Annotated in this window: 23 protein-coding genes; 21 read left to right on the forward strand and 2 right to left on the reverse strand. The window is 37.3% G+C overall.

The genetic code is table 11. From position 1 onward, the window contains the following. Positions 1-76 precede the first annotated feature (76 nt). The 16 genes from N0B48_RS20430 to N0B48_RS20505 all read left to right on the forward strand — a co-directional run bounded on the left by N0B48_RS20430 (position 77) and on the right by N0B48_RS20505 (position 16916). Positions 77-631 (forward strand): RNA polymerase sigma factor, encoded by a 555-nt coding sequence (locus N0B48_RS20430; protein WP_259841050.1) that lies wholly within the window; start codon positions 77-79, stop codon positions 629-631. After that, positions 597-1313: a hypothetical protein gene (locus tag N0B48_RS20435; RefSeq protein WP_259841052.1), complete on the forward strand. Its 717-nt coding sequence runs from the start codon at positions 597-599 to the stop codon at positions 1311-1313. The genes N0B48_RS20430 and N0B48_RS20435 overlap by 35 nt, the downstream gene beginning before the upstream one ends. Before the next feature lie 83 nt (positions 1314-1396). Then, positions 1397-2488, forward strand: coding sequence for an OmpH/Skp family outer membrane protein (locus tag N0B48_RS20440; protein ID WP_259841054.1), 1092 nt, complete (start codon positions 1397-1399; stop codon positions 2486-2488). A 149-nt stretch (positions 2489-2637) separates the two neighbouring features. Beyond that, the gene (locus tag N0B48_RS20445) at positions 2638-3042 is read left to right on the forward strand and encodes a hypothetical protein (RefSeq protein WP_259841056.1); all 405 of its coding nucleotides are present in this window, start codon (positions 2638-2640) and stop codon (positions 3040-3042) included. Beyond that, positions 3039-3452 (forward strand): hypothetical protein, encoded by a 414-nt coding sequence (locus tag N0B48_RS20450; RefSeq protein WP_259841058.1) that lies wholly within the window; start codon positions 3039-3041, stop codon positions 3450-3452. Before N0B48_RS20445 ends, N0B48_RS20450 begins: the two co-directional genes overlap by 4 nt. Before the next feature lie 58 nt (positions 3453-3510). Then, a complete protein-coding gene (locus N0B48_RS20455; protein WP_259841060.1) occupies positions 3511-4689 on the forward strand; it encodes an acetyl-CoA C-acyltransferase in 1179 nt (392 codons plus the stop codon). Between the two features lie 307 nt (positions 4690-4996). Then, positions 4997-6349 carry a hypothetical protein gene (locus tag N0B48_RS20460; RefSeq protein ID WP_259841061.1) on the forward strand — a complete coding sequence of 451 codons (1353 nt, stop codon included), beginning with the start codon at positions 4997-4999 and terminating at the stop codon, positions 6347-6349. 14 nt (positions 6350-6363) lie between these two features. After that, the gene (locus N0B48_RS20465; RefSeq protein WP_259841062.1) at positions 6364-6963 is read left to right on the forward strand and encodes a DUF6705 family protein; all 600 of its coding nucleotides are present in this window, start codon (positions 6364-6366) and stop codon (positions 6961-6963) included. 41 nt (positions 6964-7004) lie between these two features. Next, positions 7005-7598 (forward strand): DUF6705 family protein, encoded by a 594-nt coding sequence (locus tag N0B48_RS20470; protein WP_259841063.1) that lies wholly within the window; start codon positions 7005-7007, stop codon positions 7596-7598. 43 nt (positions 7599-7641) lie between these two features. After that, positions 7642-8244 (forward strand): DUF6705 family protein, encoded by a 603-nt coding sequence (locus N0B48_RS20475; protein ID WP_259841065.1) that lies wholly within the window; start codon positions 7642-7644, stop codon positions 8242-8244. Positions 8245-8417: 173 nt separating this feature from the next. After that, positions 8418-9908, forward strand: coding sequence for an MFS transporter (locus N0B48_RS20480; protein ID WP_259841067.1), 1491 nt, complete (start codon positions 8418-8420; stop codon positions 9906-9908). Between the two features lie 196 nt (positions 9909-10104). Continuing rightward, the gene (locus tag N0B48_RS20485) at positions 10105-12270 is read left to right on the forward strand and encodes a T9SS type A sorting domain-containing protein (protein WP_259841069.1); all 2166 of its coding nucleotides are present in this window, start codon (positions 10105-10107) and stop codon (positions 12268-12270) included. 304 nt (positions 12271-12574) lie between these two features. Then, positions 12575-13501: a mevalonate kinase family protein gene (locus tag N0B48_RS20490; protein ID WP_259841071.1), complete on the forward strand. Its 927-nt coding sequence runs from the start codon at positions 12575-12577 to the stop codon at positions 13499-13501. Between the two features lie 10 nt (positions 13502-13511). Further along, positions 13512-14441: a UbiA family prenyltransferase gene (locus N0B48_RS20495; RefSeq protein WP_259841073.1), complete on the forward strand. Its 930-nt coding sequence runs from the start codon at positions 13512-13514 to the stop codon at positions 14439-14441. Positions 14442-14505: 64 nt separating this feature from the next. Beyond that, entirely contained in the window at positions 14506-15672 is a 1167-nt protein-coding gene (locus N0B48_RS20500) for a proline dehydrogenase family protein (RefSeq protein ID WP_259841075.1), read from the forward strand. A 224-nt stretch (positions 15673-15896) separates the two neighbouring features. Then, a complete protein-coding gene (locus tag N0B48_RS20505) occupies positions 15897-16916 on the forward strand; it encodes a T9SS type A sorting domain-containing protein (RefSeq protein WP_259841077.1) in 1020 nt (339 codons plus the stop codon). A 57-nt stretch (positions 16917-16973) separates the two neighbouring features. Here N0B48_RS20505 and N0B48_RS20510 read toward each other — a convergent pair whose 3' ends face one another. Next, positions 16974-17510: a helix-turn-helix transcriptional regulator gene (locus N0B48_RS20510; protein WP_259841079.1), complete on the reverse strand. Its 537-nt coding sequence runs from the start codon at positions 17508-17510 to the stop codon at positions 16974-16976. A gap of 840 nt (positions 17511-18350) precedes the next feature. Here N0B48_RS20510 and N0B48_RS20515 point away from each other — a divergent pair. Further along, positions 18351-19460, forward strand: a complete 1110-nt coding sequence (locus N0B48_RS20515; protein ID WP_259841080.1) for a M14 family zinc carboxypeptidase — start codon at positions 18351-18353, stop codon at positions 19458-19460. 78 nt (positions 19461-19538) lie between these two features. Here the strand turns inward: N0B48_RS20515 and N0B48_RS20520 are convergent, their stop codons facing one another. Next, entirely contained in the window at positions 19539-20054 is a 516-nt protein-coding gene (locus tag N0B48_RS20520) for a DUF4920 domain-containing protein (RefSeq protein ID WP_223607731.1), read from the reverse strand. Between the two features lie 143 nt (positions 20055-20197). Here N0B48_RS20520 and N0B48_RS20525 point away from each other — a divergent pair, with 143 nt between their 5' ends. The 4 genes from N0B48_RS20525 (at position 20198) to N0B48_RS20540 (ending at position 25081) form a co-directional block, all read left to right on the forward strand. After that, the gene (locus tag N0B48_RS20525; protein ID WP_259841084.1) at positions 20198-21616 is read left to right on the forward strand and encodes an APC family permease; all 1419 of its coding nucleotides are present in this window, start codon (positions 20198-20200) and stop codon (positions 21614-21616) included. A 164-nt stretch (positions 21617-21780) separates the two neighbouring features. Further along, positions 21781-22221 (forward strand): GPW/gp25 family protein, encoded by a 441-nt coding sequence (locus N0B48_RS20530; RefSeq protein ID WP_034725422.1) that lies wholly within the window; start codon positions 21781-21783, stop codon positions 22219-22221. A 25-nt stretch (positions 22222-22246) separates the two neighbouring features. After that, on the forward strand, positions 22247-24130 hold the full coding sequence (locus N0B48_RS20535; protein WP_259841087.1) for a type VI secretion system baseplate subunit TssF: 1884 nt from the start codon (positions 22247-22249) through the stop codon (positions 24128-24130). An 18-nt stretch (positions 24131-24148) separates the two neighbouring features. Further along, positions 24149-25081: a DUF3829 domain-containing protein gene (locus tag N0B48_RS20540; RefSeq protein ID WP_259841089.1), complete on the forward strand. Its 933-nt coding sequence runs from the start codon at positions 24149-24151 to the stop codon at positions 25079-25081. Positions 25082-25413: the final 332 nt, after the last annotated feature.

Here is a 25413-nt window from a genome sequence, read left to right on the forward strand (position 1 = left end):
GAAAAAAGGTGCAATTTTTTTTTATTTTCAGGCAACCTTTTTAAATAAATTCCGTCTTATAGATAGAAAACGATACATGGAGAATCTCGAAAAGAATTTTTTACTGGCTAAAAAACAGGACCGGAAGGCCCAGAAAGCTCTGTATGAGATGTTTTCAGCTAAAATGCTGGCCATATCAAATTCTTATACGAACAATATCCATGATGCAGAGGATATCCTGATCAGCGCATTTATGAAATGCTTTACCAAGCTGGATGAATGCAGAGACTGGAAAAGTTTTCCGTTCTGGCTGAGGAAGATTGTTGTCAATGACTCCATAAGCTTTGTCAGAAAGAGCAGGAATATCCTGTATGCCGATATAGAAATCGCAGACGATTATTCTGATGAAGATGCGGATGAACGATTGGAGGAAATCAATATTGAGGAAATATTTTCACAGATGCCGGCGGGATACAGATTGATTTTCAATTTATATGTATTTGAAGAGAAAAAGCATCAGGAGATCGCAGAAATTCTGAATATTTCAGAAGGCACCAGCAAAAGTCAGCTGAGCAAAGCAAAAAAATGGCTTACAGAATTTTTAAAAGCAAAAGAAAATGAAAAAAGAGATACTGAAACAGTTAAAGTCTGATTACGAGAGGCTCGAAAGAAGGCCTTCTGAGGATCTTTGGGACAGACTGGACCAGAAGTTGGATGAAACCTCTGATGCGCCGTTAAAACAGTCTTTTCAGTGGTGGAAATATGCTGCCGTGATATTGTTGTTCATCTCTGCAGGAACTTTTATTTATTTTAATAACTACAAAACGAAATTTGATTATAAGGAAACGGATTATGCCGTGAAAAAAGGGCTTGAAAAAACAGTTAATCCAATCAATACTGAATTTGAAAATCCACCTGTTATTTCAAAAGATCAGCCGATCGGGGAAAATGAAGTGAAAATAGTCAATGAAGATCATAAAAAAGATAGCTCTGATAAAGCTTTGCTTCCCACAAAAGAAAAGAAAGTGTCAGAGACTCATGTTACTCAGCATAAAGAGCAGAATCAAATTGTGAATCAACCGGAAAATATTTTCATTAATCCGGGGAAGGTTGAAAATGTTACGCCATCCCATCCTGTAATTGCAGAAGTTAATAAATCAAAACCCAACTACATCAACCCTGATGAACTTCTTCTGGGAAGGGAATTTGATAAAGCCAGAGAAAAATCCAGCAAAGATGAACGGAAATTAGGAGTCTTCAAATTTGATAAAGTTGTTCCGAATGTAGGGAATGTAACTGTTTTGGGAGTGACTGTTTACCTGGAATCCAAATAAATCATCAACTTTTTATAAAATCAAAATACTGTCCTGAAATAGGGATAGCGCTAAAATATTGTCTAAAAATTAAAAAAATAAATATGAGAACAAAACTAATCTTCATGGCTGCTGTAATGGCTTTTACATACGGTACCGCCCAGGAAAAGCAAAACGTGAACCCGCAAATTAAAATGTATTCAAAGAAAATTGACAGCATTGTGGTTTCGGAAAAATCCAAAATGAATGCAGAGCTGGATATGATTGATAAGGATTTTAAAGACAAGAAAATCACATCGGAGGAGAAGCAGAAACAACGTACTGAAATCGCATCAAGATATCAGCAGACCATTAATGAAAAAGTGGATGCCCAGCAAAGTGAACTGCAGTCTGCTACAAAAGAAATGGTTAAAAATGCAGTTTTTATGGACCGGGACAGTATTCATAAAAATGAAATGTGGGTGGGGCTTAATGGACTCAATATGAAATTGGGACAGAAGAGAAGGACAAACCCGAAGCATTCTTTATCGACCGTAGAACTCTCTGTCAGTATGATGGGAACCGGCCTGACTTCTAAAGATCAGCCTTTTAACTTCTATGATAAAAATTCTGACACCAGAAATACCATCGTCAACTCTTCACAGATGGCTTTGAGATATGAAGGTCAGATCGGAGGCTTTAAAAGTCCTGTATTCTACAGAGTTGGTTTAGGGATGAGATTTGATCAGTATGTTCCTAAATACGGAAAGGTGTTCAAGCAGGAAGACCATAATTTATTCGTAGATGACTTTGACCGGGGCAGTTTAAAAAGAACCCAATTCAACAATACATACATCTATGTGCCGGTAGATTTAAGATTTGTATTGAATCCAAAGTATACAGAATACGAAGGGGTTCAGTATCTTGATAACAGAAAAAAACAGCTGAGTATTGTGATGGGAGTATATGGCGGCGTAAAAGTAGGAAGTGTGAATTATGTAAAGTATTCCAATGAAAATTCAAGAAGAATAGTAGAAAGAGAAAGAATTATGCAGGGCGTTAACGATTTTATCGTGGGTGGAAAATTCGGGATCAGTTATGGCAGTCTTAAAGTATTTGTTCAGAAAGATTTTACCCCTGTATTCAATGATAGTGCGCTTCTGAAGAATAAATACGGAGTGCAGATCGGTATAGAATTTGTAAATATCATTTTTTAATTAAATAATAAAAAGCGGTATTTGTTGAAAATAACATATTTTTAATTGATTTTTATTGATACTAACGAATGTTTGTACGCCAATCATCCGTTTTTAAAACACACTGTTTATAAGTGTGTTTTTTTTTGTATTTTGGCACTTTAGTAAATATGAAAAATATTCAGTTATTAGGATTGATTTTAGTAGTTGTAGGGAGCTTTCTCCCTCTCGTACATGTTCCCATTATCGGAAACTGGAACTACTGGAAACTAGATCATTATCTGGCCATTGCATGCTGGATTTTTGCAGCATGTGCCGTTTTTGGGGTGGTGAACCACAATGCGAAAGTGGTAAGATTTTTTGGAGTAATGTTGATTCTGCTATTTGCTTTCACATTGGTGGCTGTAAAGATGCAGTCTCTGGAATATTTCAGCTTTCTGCCGTTTAAATCCTGGAGAGAAGCTTTTGCAGGAGTTGTAAAACTAAAATGGGGCTGGGCTGTAGAATTTTTAGGAGCTTTCCTTATGGTTTTCGCTATAGGAAGTAAAAAAGTAAATCAACGTACACAGATATGAAGCATTTAAAAATAGGAGCAGCAGCTTTATTGATGGTGGTTTCTTCTCAGGCTAAATCTCAAAAGACCGCAGTGGGAAAGTTGGATCAACCGGTGAATTGCAAAAATATCAGAGAGGGAAAATTCCTGCGTCCAAACTATCCAGAGGGAATCTGGTATATGACTATTAAAAATAATGTTCAGACTGAATATTTCAATAATGGGAAAGACTATATCAAATCTACGCTTGTTTTTGTGGATGACTGTAATTATAAAGCGATCGTGCTGGAGAAATCCGATAAAAATGATCCGGTACAGATCGGAGATGTTTTCAATAACCAAATTGTAGAAACTCAGGATAATTTACTGAGAGTACAGTCCAGAATGGAAAAAAACAAGTTCGAGCTGATCTACGTAAAAGTAAAAAAATAGAATAGTATAATGAGGCCGGAAGGCAGCATTGGGTAAAAAAAAATAAAATATAATACACATGAAAGAAGTATTCATCGTTTCCGCAGTAAGAACACCTATCGGGAGTTTTATGGGAAGCCTTTCAACGGTTCCTGCTACGAAGCTGGGATCTGCTGCTGTAAAAGGGGCATTAGATAAAATCAGTCTTGATCCTAAGAATGTTCAGGAGATTTATATGGGAAATGTGCTGCAGGCTGGAGAAGGCCAGGCGCCGGCACGTCAGGTAGCTTTAGGTGCAGGGTTGTCTATCGAGACGCCTTCAACTACTGTAAATAAAGTATGTGCTTCAGGTATGAAAGCCGTGACTATGGCTGCACAGGCTATTAAAGCTGGTGATGCTGATGTAATCGTTGCCGGAGGTATGGAAAACATGTCTTCAGTTCCTCATTACTACAATGCAAGAATCGCTACTAAATTAGGTGATATCAAAATGCAGGACGGAATGGTACTGGATGGTCTTACAGACGTGTACGGTAAAGTTCATATGGGAGTATGTGCTGAGAAATGTGCAGTAGATTACGGTATTTCAAGAGAAGATCAGGATAATTTTGCAATAGAATCTTACAAAAGATCAGCAAAAGCTTGGAGCGAAGGGAAATTTACCGAAGAAGTAGTTCCTGTAGAGATTCCTCAGAGAAAAGGAGAGCCTGTTATCTTTGCTGAAGATGAGGAATATAAAGCTGTAAATTTTGACAGACTTCCTACACTTCCTACCGTATTCAAAAAAGAAAACGGGACAGTGACGGCAGCCAACGCATCTACTTTAAATGACGGTGCTTCTGCTTTGATCCTTGTATCTAAAGAAAAAATGGAAGAACTAGGCCTTAAGCCTTTAGCTAAAATCGTTTCTTATGCAGATGCAGCTCAGGAGCCTGAAAACTTCACGACTGCCCCTGCAAAAGCACTTCCGATTGCTCTTAAAAAAGCAGGTTTAGAGATTTCAGATATCGATTTCTTTGAATTCAACGAAGCCTTCTCTGTAGTTGGTCTTGCCAATAATAAGATCTTAGGACTGGATGCATCAAAAGTAAACGTAAACGGAGGAGCCGTAGCGATCGGACACCCACTGGGAAGTTCAGGATCCAGAATCATCGTAACGCTGATCAATGTATTGAAGCAAAATAATGCTAAATACGGCGCTGCAGCTATCTGTAACGGTGGTGGTGGAGCTTCTGCTATCGTCATTGAAAATATGTAATAAGGCTGTAAAATCAAAATTTACGGTTTCAATATTTAAGGCGGGGTTTTTAAACCTCGCTTTTTTTTGTTTGCGAAATTATAGCTAATAGCTTGCAGGGTTAGTTGTGCGATGTTTTTTAATGGTTAATTCCAGAACTTTGGACTTTTTGTAATCATTAGTTTTATATTTTTTATTGAAATTTTAAGTAAATATGTATTCTTTTGTTTCTATTTTTATGTTGTAAGATAATTGTGGTTAATTTAATCTCATTTGTGTGATTTATTGTTGTTTTTAATTATTTTTCGAAGATTAAAAACAACAAATTATGATTAAAAAACTAGCCCTTCGGTTGGCCATTCTGGCTACCGTAGTCTTTTTCCTTTTTTCTTGTGTGCATGACGATTTCGACAGGGAAAACAATCCTCAGGTATCAACCTTTAATGTATTTCAGAAATCCGCGGACGGAAGAGATCCGGACTATGCAAAAGGGTTTGCGATGCTTTTCAAGAAATACACGAAGCTGCATCCGGAATTTTCTGAAACACAGAAGAGAAAAAAGAAAGAAAACGGAGCTTATATTTACCTGTATATGTCTTCACAGATGATCATCCTGGAAGATGGAAGCAAGACAGTATTCTTCCCGATAATAAAGAAAAATAAAGTAACAGGTATAGCTGCCGGAATACTGAATAAGGAAGAAGATTATGTATCTTATCATGTCCTTTCTGAAGATACAGAAGGATATCACAATATACTGAATACCTTCGATTCCCGGTTCAAAAGCAAATCTTCTTCATTGGCTGCTAAAGCGGATGGTAGTGAGTGCGGAGATGATGGCACCCTGTGCGAAAACATAGATCCCATCATTATAACTCCTCCGCCTAAGAAAGTAAAATCAATAGGTATCAGTAGTGATGGAACAGATAATACCCACAATCCGTGGAACAATAATCCGGGAGGCGGATGTGGAGGATTTGGAGACTGTAATGGAGGGGGAGGTTCTTCCGGACCACAAACTCCCCAGCAAAACCAAGATCCTTGTACAAAAATGAAAGCACAAAATCTGAATGCCGGCTACAAAGAAAAAATAGCGGAACTGGATAAACCTTCGGTTTTAAGCCAGAAAAAAGAAAAAGGCTTTTCCGAGACCAAAAGCGGGGTCTTTACAGTATTGCAGCAGGGTACTTCTACAAATACTAAAGATGCTCTGAAAATTCCTGTTACATCCGATACCAAAGGCTATATTCATACCCATCTGAATGATTATGAAAATGGAAAATATACCGACAATAATGAACCTTTTATAAATGAACCCATCAGAATGTTTTCTCCCGGAGATGTAAATACTTTAATGACTATGGCTGGATTTGTGACTGATGGTAATTACAGTGAACTGTACGGAACAATGGTTTCCAGTTACGGAAACTATACCATCAAGTTTACAGGTACTGCTTCGGATATTAAAACAGGGTTTGATACTGAACAATGGAGATTAGATTATATTGATTATAGAAAAGAAAATAAGTATTGGTCATTTGAAAAATTATTTCTTAATTTCTTAAAAGAGAAAATGAATGTGCAGGGTGTGGCGCTGTATAAGATAAAGAGCAATGGTAAAATCCAGAAAAAAACATTGAATTCAAGTAATAATGTACAATCTGAGGATTGTCCTCAATAGTTAAAAAAAATAAAATGAAAAATACAATATTTATATTTACGTTTTTATGCATGATTTTATCCTGCAAGGCTCAAGTGGTTGGAACTTTGGAACAGTTTGAAGAATGCTCCAATCGCCCCAACAGTGATGATGGCTGTCCAGATTTGGAAAATATTACGTATGTAAAAGATACAAACAACAGGCTTGATCAATTTGTTGGAACATGGAAAGGTTCAGCAAATGGTAAGCAATATGAAATTAAATTAGAGAAGAAGACTAATTATAAATTTTTCCCAGAAAGTGCAACGTCTTGGGATAGAATTATAGGTAGGATATTGATAAAAGACAGTTCTGGAAATATTATTTATAATTCCATGAATAAATCAGATAAAGAAACTTATTTTTCAGGAGATAATTTTCAACATAGAGGTTATGTAATGAGTTTTGTAGGTAATTATAAATGTTTGGAATCTGGAAGTGTTTTTATAGAAACAAGACTTAATAATCCCAACGAAATGAAATTGTTTTATTCTCAAGATAAAGACGGTCTTATAACCAGCTCTTCACAATGCCCAAACTTTGATACTTTTGTACCCTTACTGCCTATTGAAGTAATGATATTAACAAAACAATAATATAAAGCCTCTTCGGAGGCTTTTGTGTTGAACCACAGATTATGAAAATTACATTATTTATATTCATATTATTCTTAAAGGATATTCCGTGCAAATCACAGGTAATTGGATCTTTAGAACAGTTTGAAGAATGTTCAAGGAGACCAAACCATGGTCAAGAAGGTTGTCCAGATTTGGAAAATATTACGTATGTAAAAGATACAAATAACAGGCTTAATCAGTTTGTTGGAATTTGGAAAGGAATCTATAATGGTAAACAATATGAAATACATTTTGAAAAACAACTACAATGGGGGGACGATATAAAATGGGATAGAGTTTTTGGAAGAATGATTATAAAAGATAATTTTGGAAATATTATTTATAATTCCTTGAATAAATCATTATCTGAGACTGGTTTACTTCGAGGAGGTAATTTTCAACATACCGGCTATGTGATGCACTTTGTCGGTAATTATAAATGTTTGGAATCTGGAAGTGTTTTCATTGAGACAAGTCTACATAATCCTAATGAAATGAAATTGTTTTATTCTCAGGATAATGATGGTATTATAACCAGCCCTTCACAATGCCCAAATTTTGAGACTTTCGTACCCTTGCTGCCTACTGAAAAAATGATATTAACAAAACAATAATATAAAGCCTCTGCGAAGAGGCTTTTGTGCTGAATCACAAATTATGAAAAATAGTTTATTTATACTTACGTTTTTATGCATGATTTTATCCTGCAAGGCTCAAGTAATTGGATCTTTAGAACAGTTTGAAGAATGTTCAAGGAGGCCAAACCGTGACCAAGAAGGTTGTCCAGATTTAGAAAATATTACGTATGTAAAAGATGCAAACAACAGGCTTGATCAATTTGTAGGAACCTGGAAAGGAAATTATGGAGGAAAACAGTATGAAATAAAATTGGAAAAAAAGATAAATTATAAAAGTGATCCCAGCGATAATAGATCATTTGATAGACTAATTGGTAGAATTTTAGTAAAGGATAATTCGGGAAATATTATTTATACTTCTATGAGTAAGACTGATAATAAAACATCTTTTTTTGGAGATAATTTTCAACATAGAGGCTATGTAATGTACTTTGTCGGTAACTATAAATGTTTAGAATCTGGAAATGTTTTTATTGAGACAAGACTTAATAATCCTAATGAAATGAAATTGTTTTACTCTCAGGATAAAGATGGTCTTATAACCAGTCCTTCACAATGCCCAAATTTTGAGACTTTTGAACCCTTGCTGCCTACTGAAGTAATGATCCTTACAAAGCAGTAATAAAAGTCTCTTTGGAGACTTTTTGATGATATGCAGATCCCGCAATGTAAGAAGCTAAAGCGTTTTTAAAAAACGATTTTATTGAAGTTCTACATTTATTATTTCAAACTAAAAATAAAACCGTTGAATATTCAGCGGTTTTTCTATTTTTGTGCTACTAATATTTATTTGAAATGTCTGAAATTGAGAATCAACAACCTCAAAACATAAAAAATAATCCACGGATTATGAAAGCCTGGGCCGTATACGACTGGGCGAATTCTGTTTATTCATTGGTTATTACGTCCACTATTTTCCCTATTTATTATTCCATACTCACCACTGCTTACGAGAAAAAGGAGTACGTGGAGGAAACAAAATCCTGGATTGATGTTCCCGTAAGGCATATGATCAAGATTTTCGGGAAAGAATATCAGCCGGATGCGGTCTACGGATATTCACTTACGATATCGTTTTTTATCGTAGTGTTGCTATCTCCGTTCCTGTCTTCACTGGCGGATACCATTGGAAATAAGAAATCATTCCTGCAGTTTTTCTGTTATCTTGGGGCTACCTCATGTATGGGACTGGCCATGTTTACAGGAATGCACAATGTATTTCTGGGGCTCCTTTTCAGTATTACGGCGAGTGTCGGGTTCTGGGGAAGTCTGGTGTTTTACAACTCCTTTCTGCCAGATATTGCGACCCGGGATAAACAGGATGCACTTTCTGCCAAAGGATATGTGTATGGATATTTAGGTTCTGTAGTTCTGGTGGTGATCTGTCTGGTACTGATCCAGGTTTTTGCAAAAGGAGCCGCACAGCAACTTTTATTTACAAGAATCAGCTTTCTGTTGACTGGTGCATGGTGGTTTGGGTTCTCCCAATACACATTCAAGCATCTTCCGCAGTTTGGTGATGTGAAGGAAAAACTTCCAAAAGATTTAGTACTTCTGAATTATAAGAATATCTTCAAAAAGCATGAAGAGCAAGGAGGTTTCTTTGAAGTTCTGAAAGATAATATGAGCTTCTATAAAGACATCGCCAAGGAAAGTTTTCATGAACTGTTCAAAGTAGGTGGCGTATTGTTTAAAGATAAAAATTTGAAGTTCTTCCTTTCCAGTTTCTTCTTTTACAGTGTAGGAATGCAGACCATTTTCTTAATGGCGACCTTATTCGGGAAAAGTGAGATCAACCTGGCTCAGGATAAACTGATAGGAACGCTATTGGTAATTCAGATTGAAGCCATCATCGGGGCAGTGATATTCTCCAGGTTATCAAGGAAAATCGGAAATAGAAATGTGATCTCAATTGCTATTGTATTGTGGATTGTTGCCTGTCTGTGGGCCTACTTCCTGAACAAGGAAAATCCTACGGTAGAATATCAGTTCTATGGAGTAGCAGCGGTAGTAGGATTGGTGATGGGTGGACTTCAGGCGATGTCCAGATCTACCTATTCAAAACTTCTTCCGGAAGACTCTATGGAAAATACAACGTATTTCAGTTTCTATGATGTATTGGAAAAAATAGCGATCATTATAGGAACCTTCATTTTTGCCACATTGATTGAGCACTTCAATAATATGCGTATTGCTGCGCTTTCCATGACTTTATTTTTCGCGACAGGACTTATTCTGATCCGCTTTCTTAAAGTCAATATGTTGAAAGACAAAGATACTTTATAAATAAAATGATATATACTAAGGCGTTATTTGATAACGCCTTTTTTTATGGCTTAAATCTTCAATACTCTTGAAATTAATAAATTCAATGTAAGCAATGTATTTGTTGTTGGTTGATTGAAAAACTATCTTAAAATATTAAATATTTTTCACTGTAGTTTGATTTTTTTTGTTTATTTGTAAATCTAATTAAATGAAAATGACAAGAAAAATCCTATTGCTATGCCTGCTGCAATGCTTTGTTTTTGGCTTTTCCCAAAAGCTAAGACCTATTGCGCAAAAAATTACTGAATTTCATGCAGAAAAAAATACTTTTCAAAAGTATAATCTGTTTGAGGTCAATAAGACTTCTCCCAAGTTTGCTGAATACAAAAGAGCAGCGACAGACATTACAGCCATCACTGTAAAATCTGCCGAACTGAAAAGGCTTGTCAAAGAAAAGCCAGAATACCTTGAAATTAGTTTTCCTTTCGATGGAGACAAGCAGATCACTGTGGAACTTTATAAAAATCAAATTTTCACCACCGATTTTAAGGTCGTTACCAATAAAGGAGAGATCATCAACTATACGCCGGGTGCTTACTACATCGGGATTGTGAAAGGGGATAATACTTCTGTTGCTGCCTTCAGTTTCTTCGATAATGATATTGTAGGAATAGCTTCCACTTCCGAGTTGGGGAATGTTGTACTTGGAAAGGCGAAAAATTCAGAAGACTTTGTAAGCTATTCGGAATCTAAACTGACGGGAGCCAATCCTTTTGTCTGCGGGGTAGATGAGCTGAAAGAAAATCAGACAAAAAATATGTCGTTTGATCCGGCTTCCAACAAAAAAGCAATGACGGAAAACTGTGTGAGAATTTATTATGAAGTATGCTTTAAGCCTTATCAAAATAATAATTCTGATGCCACCACTACGACCAACTGGCTTACTGCTGTTCATAATAATATTGCAGCACTTTACAACAATGATGAGATCAGAATAGCATTGAATGAAATCTATATCTGGACGACTCAGGATCCTTACACAGGAACGCCCAATGCGAATCTTTCCAGCTTTAGAAATAACAGACAGACATTTAACGGTGATCTGGCCCATTTGATCAATGCTCCGGCTACAACAAGTGTGGCATATATCAATTCTCTATGTGGAACCTACAAACACGCATATTCAGGAATTTCTCAGACGTATTCTGAGGTACCTGTTTATTCCTGGACTATCCAGGCGATGACACACGAAATGGGTCACAGCTTAGGATCCCCGCACACCCACGCTTGTGCATGGAACGGAAATAATACAGCCATTGACGGATGCGGAGCTCAGGCCGGTTACAGCGAAGGATGTACAGGCCCGATTCCTTCCACAACGGTTAAAGGTTCAATCATGAGCTACTGTCACCTGGTTTCAGGCGTAGGAATCAGCTTTAGTAATGGTTTTGGACCACAGCCGGCTGCTTTAATCAGAAGTACTATCGATTCAAAGCCTTGTCTGGGGACCAACTGTACGACCGCATGTGGAACTACGATTACACAGATGAACATCTCAAATATTACCCAGATTTCAGCCAATGCAGCATTTACTGATGCGGTTTCTACCACTTGGAAATATAAACTTACCAAAATGGACGGAACGCTTGTAGAGTCAGGTAATACCAGCTCTCAGGCGCTTAATTTCAACAGTCTGCAACCTGCAACTTATTATAATTTGTCGGTAGGTACAAATTGTTCAGCATCCAATGCCTATCAAAGAACTCAGGTATTCCTTACGGATGCTGCATGGTGCGATGGTGCTCAGTTTACAGATACCGGAGGTCAGACGGCTGGTTATGGAAATAATGAAACGATTGTTAAAACATTTTATCCGGCTTCAGGGGCACTTACAATGACCTTTACAGAATTTGCTCTGGAGCAGGCTTACGATTTTATGTATGTATATAATGGTCCTTCCACGGCTTCTCCTTTGTTTGCCAACGGAAATAGCCTGACAGGAAATACGGTGCCGGGTCCATTCACTTCTACTCATTCTTCAGGCGCTATTACGGTTAGGTTTGTATCTGATCCGGGGGTTACAGGAAACGGTTGGAAGGCTGGTTTTTCATGTGCCATTTTAGGGGTTGATGATGTAGTTAAAAACGATAATACAGTAAGTGTCTATCCAAATCCGGCTAAAAATATGATTGTTATTTCATCCAAAGATGCTTTAAAATCGTATAAAATTTATGATGAATCAGGAAGACTGGTTATTTCAGCTTCTTCGCTAAAAGGCAATAAGCAGGAAGTTAATATTTCTTCGATTCAGACAGGAAATTATATTGTAACTATAGAAACGGATAAACAAACAGTGAATAAAAAACTGATTAAACATTAAGAGAACTAAGGAAGCATAATGGAAGAGGAAAGTGATTGAAAACGACAATAGAAATATACATTCTGTTTTTAATCTTCATTGAGGCTACTGATTAAGCTCTACAACTGTTGAATGATAGCTCAATATAACTTCCAGCCTCCTTCTTCCATCTTCCAGTCCATACATAAAAGCCTGATCATTTCAGGCTTTTTTGCTGTACTAAAGCCAAAAACTCTTTTTCTGCATAAATAAATTGGAATTCGGCGTGAGTTTTGCTTATATTCAGCGGAATAATTTTAACTTTGTAAAAAGATTTATTGTCAAAATGACGAATCCTCTATTTTATGCAAAAATAATTCTGTTCGGAGAATATGGGATGATTGAAGACTCTCAGGGGCTTGTAGTACCTTACAGTTTCTATAAAGGAGCCCTTAAATTCTCAGATTTGAGTTCTGAATTTGAACTTAAATCCAACAGACATCTGCAAAAATACGCTGACTTCCTGGCAGCGCTTGACCTTTCTGATGATTTCAGATTGGATATTCAACGCCTTAAAAACGATATTGAATCCGGACTGTTCTTTGATTCTAATATTCCTCAGGGATATGGAGTAGGAAGTTCAGGAGCTTTGGTAGCTGCTATTTTTGAAAAATATGCATTAAGCAAACTGGATCCTGAACAGATTTCCAAAGATAATCTGAAGAAATTAAAAACCGTTTTCGGTGAAATGGAAAGTTATTTCCATGGTAAAAGTTCAGGGATGGATCCTTTGATCTGCTATATGAATCTACCGATCCTTATCGAAAACAAAGACAACCTGGATAGAGTTTCTATTCCCGACGGCGAGGAAGGAAAAGGAGCCATATTCCTTATCGACAGCGGTATTACGGGCGAAACAGGACCAATGATCCAGATCTTCTTTGAAAAAATGAAAACGGAAGGTTTCCGTAAGACATTAAAAGAAGAGTTCATCCGTTACAACAATGCCTGCATCGAATCGTTCCTTAAAAAAGACATGAATCCTTTCTTCAGAAACCTGAAAAAGCTTTCCCACTGGGCGTATGAACATTTCCGTCCGATGATCCCTGAAAGTATTTTCAACATCTGGAAAAAAGGACTTGACTCTAATGCTTATTATCTGAAACTCTGCGGAAGCGGCGGTGGAGGATACATTCTGGGCTTCACCAAAGACTATGCGAAAGCAGAAAAAATGCTTGACGGCTTCCAGAAAGAAGTGATCTACAGATTTTAAATTGGGTGGAATGAATTCTGAAAAAGAAACTTTCCAATCTAAAAACTATATCTCTAAATCTATATTTTACAGATTTTCACAATTCGTGGGCTTTCTGATCGGCGCACGGTTTTTTGTAGCAGTGCTGCTGACTTTTGCACTGTATGTATCTACTTTTTTCCTTTTTAATCAGGATGAAACCTTTAGAAAATTTGTCTTTGATTTTAAAGTTCACGGCATTATTTTTTGTACAGTAATCACTATTCTGGCGGGCGGAATTATCAATCAGTTTTACGATCTGGAAAAAGACCATGTGGTAAAACCTTTCCGGACCAGGATTCAAAGCTTTATCAAGCAGAAATATTTTTTATACGCTTATCTTGCGCTGACGGTTATTTCTCTTGGCGTAGCCTGGATGATTTCCCATAAAGTTTTCGCCTTTTTTCTCGTCTATCAGTTTTTTATGTGGTTTTACAGCCATAAACTGAGCAGAATCTTAATCATCAATAATCTCACTTTTGTTAGCCTGACACTGTATCCTTTTTTCGGAATGATGGTCTATTATGAGACTTTTTCCAGAAAGGTAGTGCTGATGGCTATTTTTCTGTTTCTGATCCTTCTGTGCATTGATATTGTCAAGGATATGCTGACCAAAAGTGTTGACAAAGCATTTGGTTATATAACGATTCCGAACTATTTTAAAACCAGAAATACGCAGATCATCATTATTTTTTTACTGGTAATTACCATGGCTGTTTCTATGAAGCTTATTGCTAAAACCGGTATTTCAGGTTTTATGGCTTACTATTTTACGGGAGGGCTGTTTGTCATGATCCTTTGCATTTATCTGCTGCTGAATTCATCCAGAAGAAGTAAATTCTTCACACTCAATATATTAAGGTTCTGGGTTTTTGTCGGGATTATTGCGATGCTGCTGAACGGAATTGAGAGCAAATTATAGAAAAATTTCTTTAAATAAACTGAGGTTATTATTACCTTTGCAAAACTAAATTTAATAAAAAGGAATGCCCATTTTTAACGATACTAAAGTTGCATTTGCAGACAAGTCTGATGCACAATTGAGAAAGGCGTACTGGATGTTTAAGATGATTGAACAGCCTGCTCTTACCAGCCTTGGAACTTCTGTCCTTAATTTTACGGTACACAACAATTTTCCTTTCGTGACCGGAATTGTGAAAAGCACTTTGTTTGAACAGTTCTGCGGAGGTGAAACCCGTGAAGAAAGTATGAAGGTGGTGAAACAGCTTTTCAAAAGAGGAGTGGGAAGTATTTTCGATTATTCTATTGAAGGTAAGGAAGATGAAGAAACTTTTGATGCGGTGTGCAAAGAGATCAAGGATATCATCAGATTTTCTGTAGGAAACCCTGCGATCCCTTTTATTGTATTTAAACCGACGGCTTTCGGGAGAATTGATCTGTACGAAGCGGTTGGAAAAGGAACAGAGCTTACTTCAAGCCAGAAAGAGGAATGGGCCAGAGTAGTTAAAAGATTTGATGAAATATGCAGTCTGTGCCATGAACACAACAAGAAAGTAATGGTAGATGCTGAAGAAACCTGGATGCAGGATGCAGCAGATCATCTGTGTGAAGAGATGATGGAAAAATACAATCAGGAAAAACCGATTGTTTGGAATACCATCCAGATGTACAGAACCGGAAGACTGGAATACATGGAGGAAAACCTTCAGAGAGCCAGAGAAAAAAATTACTTTATCGGGTATAAAATCGTACGTGGAGCGTATATGGAGAAGGAACGAGCAAGAGCTGCTGAAAAGGGCTATGCAGATCCGATCCAGCCGACTAAGGAAGCTTCAGACCAAAACTATAATGCAGGAATTGATTTTGTTATGAATCATTTGGATAAAGTATCGGCATTTTTCGGTACCCATAATGAGATTTCATCAGAACTGATCATGGATAAAATGAAGGCGAAGTCTCTTGACAATGGAAACCCGCATGTTTATTTTGGACAGCTTTACGGGATGAGTGATAATATTTCCTTCTATTTGTCAGATAAAGGCTATAATGTGGCTAAATATCTGCCTTACGGACCTGTAAAAGATGTTGTCCCTTATCTTACAAGAAGAGCAAGAGAAAACACGTCTGTAGCAGGACAAACAGGAAGAGAGCTTGGGCTTATTAAAAAAGAACTTCAGAGAAGAAGAAAATAATAAATATCCATTTAAGATAGATCAGACCTGCAGCAATGCGGGTCTTTTTGTTTGAAATGTTTATATGGAAAAGTGGCTTTTATTGTTAATTTCAATAGTTTTACTCTATTGATGATAATTTTACAAAATTCATTTTATGTTACGCATGTCTTAAAATTATTAACTTTTTATTGTTTATTTGATTGTAATTTTCTATATTTGATTAAACCATAAAAAACTAATACATGAAAAAAACATTACTCGTTGTTGCCATTATAGCAACTAACTTTATCTTCGCTCAAACCTTCAGCAATGGCGGTCTAAGTACGGGAGCAACTTCTAGCGGCGGTACTGCGGCACCTGCCGGATATACATGGTCTGAACTTCAGAATAATACAGGAAATACTACAGAATCTAATACCAGTTTGGGATTGGGCGGAACTTTCAGTTCGGCAGCAGCAAGTTTTTTTATTGCAGACGACTTTACAGTTCCTGTAGGATCTTCATGGCAGATCACGACCATTGACTTTTTTGCCTATCAAACCAATTATTTGGGAACTACTGCTCCTTTTAATACGGTGAGGGTAAATATATTCAGCTCAGACCCTTCTGTGGCGGGCGCTGTAAGTGTATATGGTGACGATACCACCAACAGATTCAGTGTTGGGGCAGATGCTACTATGTATAGAACAGGAAATACTACGGTACCGCTTGTTGCGGCACCTGGTACTGCAAGAAAGATATGGAAAGTTACAGCAAGTACTCCTAAGACTTTAGGTGCAGGAACCTATTGGATAAAATATCAGCTGCAAAATGTAGTGACTGCGAGTGCTGGCTTTTTACCACCTGTCACGATTGTAGGAAGCAGAGGGCTTCCCACATTTAATGCTAAACAGTTTGATGCTGTTTTGAGTACCTGGGCGCCTATCACAGATTTAGGAAACCCTGCAACAGCTCCGGATGTTCCGTTGGACATGCCATTCGTTATTACATTTACTGCGACCACATTGGGTACACAGGAGACGATGCAGTATGATAACAGGGTTCAGGTTTATCCTAATCCGGCAAAAGATAATTTCAGAATTAATAATCCTGAAAAGCTCAAAATAAGCAGTGTAGAAATTATAGATGCTTCCGGAAAGCTGGTAAGAACATTACAGGGCTCGGAAGAATACAATGTTTCAGATTTGCCGAAAGGAAACTACATTCTTAAGATAAAGAATGAAGGTGGGCATACGAAAATTACAAAACTATTAAAGCAATAGCTTTAGTTTTCTTCTTCAAATATTTTTTATCCTGGCCTTTTTCTTTGGCCAGGTTTTTTATGGCTCAAAACTCTCAAATTTTCCGTTTTCGTAGAACAGAACAATACGTTTTATCTTATTAGATTGATTTCCAATAACTTGATCTAATATTTTTTCAGTGGAATTTTCTAATCGCTGAGAATCTGATATATTTTCCGGAGTCTTATATTGGGGCGGTATAAACGATTCTCGCGGGCTCTCTTTTACGGCCTCAATTTCCTCTTCAGCTCCGAAATCCTCATCATCCTTCATCATGGTAAACAGATCGGGGAGCGGTGTAGGTTTTCCTTTCCCATTCTCTGCTTTTTCTTCAGCTGATAATTCTACTTCCGGTAATTCAGACTTTAGCATTTCACCTTCACCGTTGACCAACCAATCCCAAAGGATCTCTGGAAAACTGGATTTGATCTTAATGATGAATTCAAGAGACGGCTTGTTTCTTCCTGAAGTAATATGGGAAATGGAAGAACGCTGCACATCGATCTCATCTGCAAACTCGGAAGGGCTGAGATTGGAATACTCAATAACTTTGGAAATTCTTTCGTTTAAACTCATAAAAATAAGTTGTCAATTGTTTTACAAATGTAAATAATAAAATTTACATAAACAAATTACATAAGTAAACTAGGTGTAATTTTACTTATATACAAATGTAAATAAATATAATATGCTTAAATACAGTAGTTTATGATGTAAACCTTACTACTATATCTCTATTTAACAAAGTAAACACTATTTTTAAAATTCGGATGCTATATGACTAACTATTGTTAAACCTCTGGCCTCGGTATGATTACACTAATGTTGATTGTACATTAAATTTGGGGTAAATGTCTGATTAATAGAGTTTTCAAATGTAAACTGATAATTACTGCCACTACTAGGAAATAAAAGTTTCTAAGCTATAAAAGACCCATTTTTGCTGTATACAAACGTAAATAATGACCATAACTATCTATTTATAAGCAATTTATTGATGAGTTTACCAATATATGTCTGTAAATAACTCTTTCCTTTTTTTGATGACTGCAGTAGAGTATATACCATGACTAGATTTAGGTCAAAGTTCAGAGGAAGATGAATAAAAGCAAGGATTTACATTTGTATACATAGGTAAACAACTAAGTTTTCCACATTAATCTCGTTTAATAATATTATGCCTATTTACTGATTAACAGGCTTTTCTGTACTTAAAGCAACATTATAAATATGATTGATATAGACCTTGTAAAGTATTGAATTTAAGCTAATTAAATTACATAGGTTAGATTATATTCAATTAACAATTTTATCCACAGACAAAATGGCAGTTGATACTGTTTGGTTAAATTACAAATGTTAACCAATAATTTTTGTCTAAAAATGATTAAATTTGACTCTTGTAAATTATTTATAATGAATTTTGAACAGATCTATTCTCCAAACCCTAATTTCTTAAACCGCTATATTTCCCCTGAAAAATTATTTTCTTACCTACAGGCCAATCTCGGCGGTTACATTCAAGAGATCGGAAGATCATATTTAGATAAACCTATTTACCAGTTGAGCATCGGAACAGGAACCATTAAAGTTCTTGCCTGGTCTCAAATGCACGGGAATGAATCCAACGCGACACACGCCATGCTGGATCTCCTTGAAACTTTAGATAAGGCTCCGGAAATGAAGGAAGATCTTTTCAGTAAGATCAGATTGGATTTTATTTTTATGCTGAACCCTGACGGATCTGAAAAATGGACAAGGCTGAATGCAGCAGATATTGATCTGAACCGTGACTTTCACAACGAGTCCAGTACAGAGATTAAATTCCTTAAAAAAGCTGCTGCTGCAAATACTTATGACTATGCCTTAAATCTTCACGAGCAGAGAACGATTTTCACTACAGATGGAATACATCCTGCTACACTTTCGTTTCTGGCTCCATCAGAAAATGTAGAACGTACCGTGACGGATAACAGGAAAAAATGCATGGCGGTTATAGGAAGGATTTATGATCATTTAAAAGAATTAATCCCGAATCAGATCGGAAGATATTCTGATGAGTTTTATCCGACTTCTACCGGAGACAATTTTATCAAAGGAGGAATGCCCACAATCTTATTTGAAGGGGGACATTTCGCTGACGATTATCCAAGGAAGGGAACAAGAAAATATTATACGGTAGCTTTATATTATGCCCTTAAAGCGATCAGTGAATTGAACTCTGATATTGAAGGCTGGGAAAAGTATCTTGAAATCCCCGAGAACCAGGAAACCCATTACGACATTATTTACAGGAATGTAAGACTGAATACGGATCATGAATGCATTCTGGATGTTGCAGTTCAATACAGGGAAATGATGGAGGAAGGTAAAGACGAAATATCTTTTGTGCCTTTTGTGATGGAAGTAGGTGATGTGAAAAAAAGAAAAGGTTGGATAGAAATAGACTGTACCGGAAAGAAATTTGTAGCCCCGACCAAATATCCTAAACTGGATGCTGTGGCAGAATTTACGATAGAAGACTAGATATAATATTATACACAAAATAAAACGTCCTCAGAAAATAGTATTTCCTGAGGACGTTATTGTATGGTGGAATGAAATTTAGTTGACTACTTTGATTCCATTGGCTACAAATCTGATCTCTTCCTTAGGAGTCGTGATGGCATCAATTTCCGCCTGAGGTTTTTTAGCATCCTCAGCGTAGTGTTTCTGCTCGTCTATAGAAGTTACTTTTCTTTCTGCAGTTCCTTCAAGCACTACCGTTTTACCCTTTAAAGCGGTAGGTACGAAGAAAGCATAATCTTTCATTTTTACGAAAAACTGAGAATTATCTTCAGTCTGGATCGTAAGCCAGCATCCTTTTTTCTCGCATACATCAGTTACTTTTCCTTTCACTGCTACACCTTCCACTTTTTTATTGTCTTTTTTAAGCTTCTTGCTTAATTTATCTACGGTAATGGCTTTAGACTCTGAGGTCGAAACAACTCCAGATCCATAAGTATCACCTACAATAGCATTCCCTTCCGGTGGACCGAATTTTTTCTGCGATGTCTCCTGTGCAAATGCTAAAGTGGAAACACTCACAGCTGCTGCAAATAATATAGCCTTGAATTTCATTTTTAATATTTTTTTCAAAAGTACTAATTAAAATTGAATATTAAATTGGCAAAAGGTTGATAAAAAACAGGTGGTGCAGTAAATTTTAAACAAATTTCAAAACGAAAGACAGATTTGTTTATATTTGACGCCTATACTTGACTATGCAAAAAAAACTGAAACTTTGGGACGCCATTATGCTGGTAATGGGCTCTATGATCGGAAGTGGGATCTTTATTGTAAGTGCCGATATGATGCGGAATCTGGGATCAGGTTACTGGCTGATTGTAGTCTGGGTGATCACCGGAGTGATGACAGTAGCCGCAGCAATAAGCTACGGAGAGCTTTCGGCTCTGTTTCCAAAGGCGGGCGGACAATACACCTATCTTAAGGAGATCTTTGGTAAAAAGATGGGATTCCTTTATGGCTGGGGATTATTTACAGTGATCCAGACTGGAACTATTGCAGCCGTGGCCATGGCTTTTGGTAAATTTACAGCCTATCTCGTTCCTTCATTGAACGATGCGGCCCCTCTTTTCCAGAGTGGAGAATTTAAAATCACCTGGATACAGATTCTGGCAATAGCGGTTATCCTTTTACTGACTTATATTAATACACGCGGTGTTCAAAGTGGGAAAATGCTTCAGAATGTATTTACAGGCTCAAAAATCATAGCGATATTAGGTCTGATTGCAGCCGGATTTATACTGGTTGATTTTTCGCATATGGCTGAAAATTTCAGTTTAGGTTCAGATTCATTTAATAATCTTAAAAAAGACACCAGCGGTAATTTCCTTAAAGAAGGCTGGGAGCCTATCGGGGGAATGACCCTGCTTGGAGGAATTGCAGCGGCAATGGTAGGTTCTGTGTTCAGCTCTGTAGCCTGGGAAAGTGTAACCTTCGTTTCCGGAGAAGTAGAAAATCCGAAGAAAAATATTGTGAAATCCATGATCTACGGAACTTCTGCTGTGATGATCCTTTACATAGCAGTTAATTATGTTTACTTAAACGCTTTGGACAGAGACGGTATTGCTTTCGCTACAAACGACAGGGTAGCTGTAGCCGCATCTCAGAATATTTTCGGAAGTGCGGGGACTGTTATTATTGCTGTTCTTGTGATGGTATCTACATTTGGTTGTAACAACGGATTGATCCTTGCGGGCGCAAGAGTATTTCAAACCATGGCCAAAGACGGAATGTTCTTTAAATCTGCAGAGAAGAACAATAAAAATGAAGTTCCGGAAAATGCTTTATGGACGCAGGGAATCTGGGCTTCGGTATTATGCCTGAGCGGACAGTACGGCAACCTACTGGATATGATCTCTTTTGTGATTGTTTTATTCTATATGATCACCGTTTTCGGGGTTATTTATTTAAGATTTAAAAAACCGGACCTTGAAAGACCGTACAAAACATGGCTGTATCCGGTAACTCCTATTATTTATCTTCTGATTGGAACAGGCTTCTGCGTACTGCTTCTGATCTACAAACAGCAATACACCTGGCCAGGATTTGTATTGGTTCTGCTGGGGCTGCCGGTCTATTATTTCATTAACAGAAAAAAGACGGCAGATCAATCATAAATTTTAACCGTATTAACCCTATTAAAGGCTTCCGTAAAAACCCGGAAGCCTTTATTGTATGCGATATTTTTTGAGGTATTTTCCAATTTATTTCATGAAAATGTGTATTTTGGTAGTTCTTTTTAAGTAAACTAGACCATGAAGTAAAAAATAAGAAGCTGACTATGGATACACCAAATTACAGAATGCCTTTTGTACCTTCAACACTCATGACTGAAGGCGGGAGCATTGATATCTGCGACATGGGCGAAAGCATCGCGCACAATATCATGCTACTGATCACCACCAAAAAAGGCGAGAATAGATATGATGACAACTATGGAAACGACGTCTGGAACCTGGAATTCGACAACGGAGTTACCAGCGCCGTATGGGAAAGCGTTTTCATTAAGAGCCTGAGAAGGCAGATTCAGGAGTATGAACCCCGGATCGTACAGGCACAGGTTGATGCCCATATTCAATTTGTAGAACACAGCTACGATACCAAAGAACACACAGAGATCAAAAAGAAAGTAAGAATTGCCATCAATGCAAAAATGGAGGCAACGGGAGAGCGTTTCAGCTTTTCTACAGAATTATTTTTAAGTCCGATGTCTATTGACTAAATGTTTTTAACTGCAAGAAAAATTTATGAACTTAGATCAAAATATATACTCCAAAGAATCTGTAAAGGCAAGAATGCTTCAGAATGCCACCAAAGTGTGGGGACTGAAAAGCCCGCAATCTCTGGACCCTTTTGTAAAGCTACTGATAGACGCATTCAGTACGGAAGTCTTTAAAGCCAATAACGAGATTCAGACCGTCAATGCCCGTATCCTGGAGAAACTGGCCAAACTTCTGACACCATCCATTTATACCCATCCGATTCCGGCTCATGCGGTGGCTTTTACGCTGCCTTATGATTCCTCGGAAGTATTGTTGGAGCACACGGAATTCTTTTTTCGCAAGCAGATGACCTCTACGGTGAAATCAGAATCGGACAAACAGCTGAATATTCCTTTTACACCGGTAGGAAATGTACGGATCAATAAAGTACAGACGGCCGTGATGTTTGTAGGAAATACCTGCTATAGCATCGACGACAGGCTTAATAAAATTCCGGTAGCCAGATTTCAGGGGAAACCTGAGGATTACAGAAAGATCACCATCGGTGTAGACGTCAGCAGGTATGTGAGCGAGAATTTCCCTAAATATTTAAGCGTATTCTGTTCAAACCCGGCTTTTGAGCATATGGATTTTGTCTACAAGCTTCTTCCTTATATCACGGTGACGAGCAATGGAAATCCTTTATTTGTAAGGGAAGGTCTCAGTTATCTCAACAATAATCAGCCTGAAGGATATGAGCAGATGTTCAGGGAACAGTCTATCCGGAACAAAGCTATTGAAGATATTAAAAGCATTTACCGTCATAAATTCATAGAAATAACAGGACTTTCCAACAGTCTTTTCTCAGAACCCGGAAAATTGCCACAGAACCTGGATTTTCTGGAGGGAAAAGAGGAAATCAAGAAACAGATTGGAGATAAGCGTTATCTATGGCTTACTTTCGAGTTTCCGCCACAGTTTTCTGCCGAGATCTTAGATAATTTTTCATTTGTGATGAATGCTTTCCCGGTTTACAACAGAGGCTGGAAGAAAACAGAATACAGTCTGGATATCATGGGGAACAATATTCCTCTGGTAACAGACGAAGGCGAGCATTTCCTTTATGTGGATGAAGTTCAGGACGGTGACGGAAGAAAATATACCGAGATCCCTTTTACCCCTGCAGATGATCTTAAAAAAGGTTTGTACACCGTAAGAAAAGGCGGAATGGAGCGTTTCACCAACAGAAACGCAGTAGATATGATCGCCAATGTACTGGAACTGACCAGAGATGAGATCGCTGCATTTTCACTTTTAAACAGAGATAATGTTAAAGGAGTCCTCAGCGAAATGTCCGACAAAATGAAGACGATGGTACAAAAGGTGAACAACGCCAAAAGAAATATCAGACAGGAGCTGAATTACGTCATCATGGAGCCTGTAGAGAAAACAGATCATACGTATGCTTCTTTCTGGGTGACACACTGTACTTTGGCCAATCATATGCGTCCGGGAACGGAGCTTTCCAATCAGCTGAAATCGCAGACAGTGGTACTTCTTACTGAAACCATTGGGGGTGCGGAAGAGCAGAAAGGAACAGACAGTATTCAGGCTTATAAATATGCCTTAACCACAAGAGACAAGATCATTTCTCTGGAGGACGTTAAAAACTATTGCAGAATGATCCTTAAAGATGAGGTGAAGGAAGTAAGGGTAAGAAGAGGAACCATGGTCAGTAACCGTCCTAAAGAAGGTTTTGTAAGAACTGTTGAGGTGGAAATTATTCCTCAGAACTATTCTTTTTACGGAAGAGCCTACTGGGAAAATATGGCCAATATCCTCAGAAACCAGATCATTTCAAAAGCTATTGACGGGATCGAATATGTTGTAAAAATAAACAATGAAGACATCGATCTAGATGAAATATAACCAAACAAACTATAAAATATGAGAAAAATTATCGTACTTGCTATGGCCCTGACCTTTACATCGGTGAGTGTCATCAGCTGTAAAAAAGACGTCAGTAAACTGGGGAAATCTGTTTTGAATCTTGGAGGGGCGGATGATGCCAACGCGATCATTGATTTTAACAACAATTTTTTAGATTCGTATAAGAGCACATCCAGACATATCGAAGGTATCCTTAAATATGCTGATGCCGCCGCTGCAAAAGCAAAAGGAGAGAACGTAATGATCATGCCTATCGTGATCAGCTCGATGGACTATTCATTCGGAAAGATCAAAGAAGTGCCGTCGGGATTTGGAAAAGACAAAGCCGCTATAGAAGCAGACTTTAATAGCTATAAAGCCAAAAAGGAAAATATAGAGAAGAAGTTTGAAGAGCTTAAATCTTATATGACTTCTGAAGACTATAAAGATGATAAGGGTGCAAAAGCGGATGCCATTACAAAAGAAATTGAAACCGAGGCGCAGGCTTTATTTATTTCCGGAGAAAATGTGATAGCCAAGATCAAACCGGGAACAGATGCTGCTGAAGAAGTGGTGCTGAAAGATCATCCGATGAAAGAATACATCATCTCTTCGAAGAGTATAATGAATTCCTTGGATGCTAATATTGATCTTCTGGACAAGCAGTATTCAGGAAAATTCAACGAAGCTGAAGCTCAGAAAAAGTATGATGAGCTTGCCAAAACAGTAGAAGCGAATTCAAAATTAGATTTCAATGTGAAAGATCCACAGTATTCTTATAAAAAATCACAGTTTGAAAGCTTCAATAAAACGGCTTCAGGCTTTTTGGATACCTACAGAAAACTGATCCGTGATGCTAAAGGAACAGGAAAAATTTCCGACAGCGATATCCAGCAGATCGATTCTTCTTATGAATCCGTATTGAATTCATACAATTCATTTGTAAAATAAGGATTAGAATATAATTTATAGAAAAAGACTGATACATGTTATCAGTCTTTTTTGTTTTTACTGACTTAAGGAATTTTCAACCTGAGACTTTTAAAGAAAAAATTCAGCGCAGTTTTTAAGGTAATTGTTAAAAATAAGCGTCTACTGGTAACTTCCAACCTTCCTCTTCCAGTTCCCTTAATTTTAATTTTCTTAACCGGAGCCTCAGTTAAATGAGCCCAATTGATTCTGAAGACGGCATCCTGAAAATTTAACTAAAATTAAACTTTAATAAAAACTTTCCGGTTCATACAATTCCATAAAATTCCGTAATTTTGCACATCGTGATTTTC

It is taken from the genome of Chryseobacterium herbae (assembly GCF_025154075.1).
In the GTDB taxonomy this organism is placed as follows: domain Bacteria; phylum Bacteroidota; class Bacteroidia; order Flavobacteriales; family Weeksellaceae; genus Chryseobacterium; species Chryseobacterium herbae.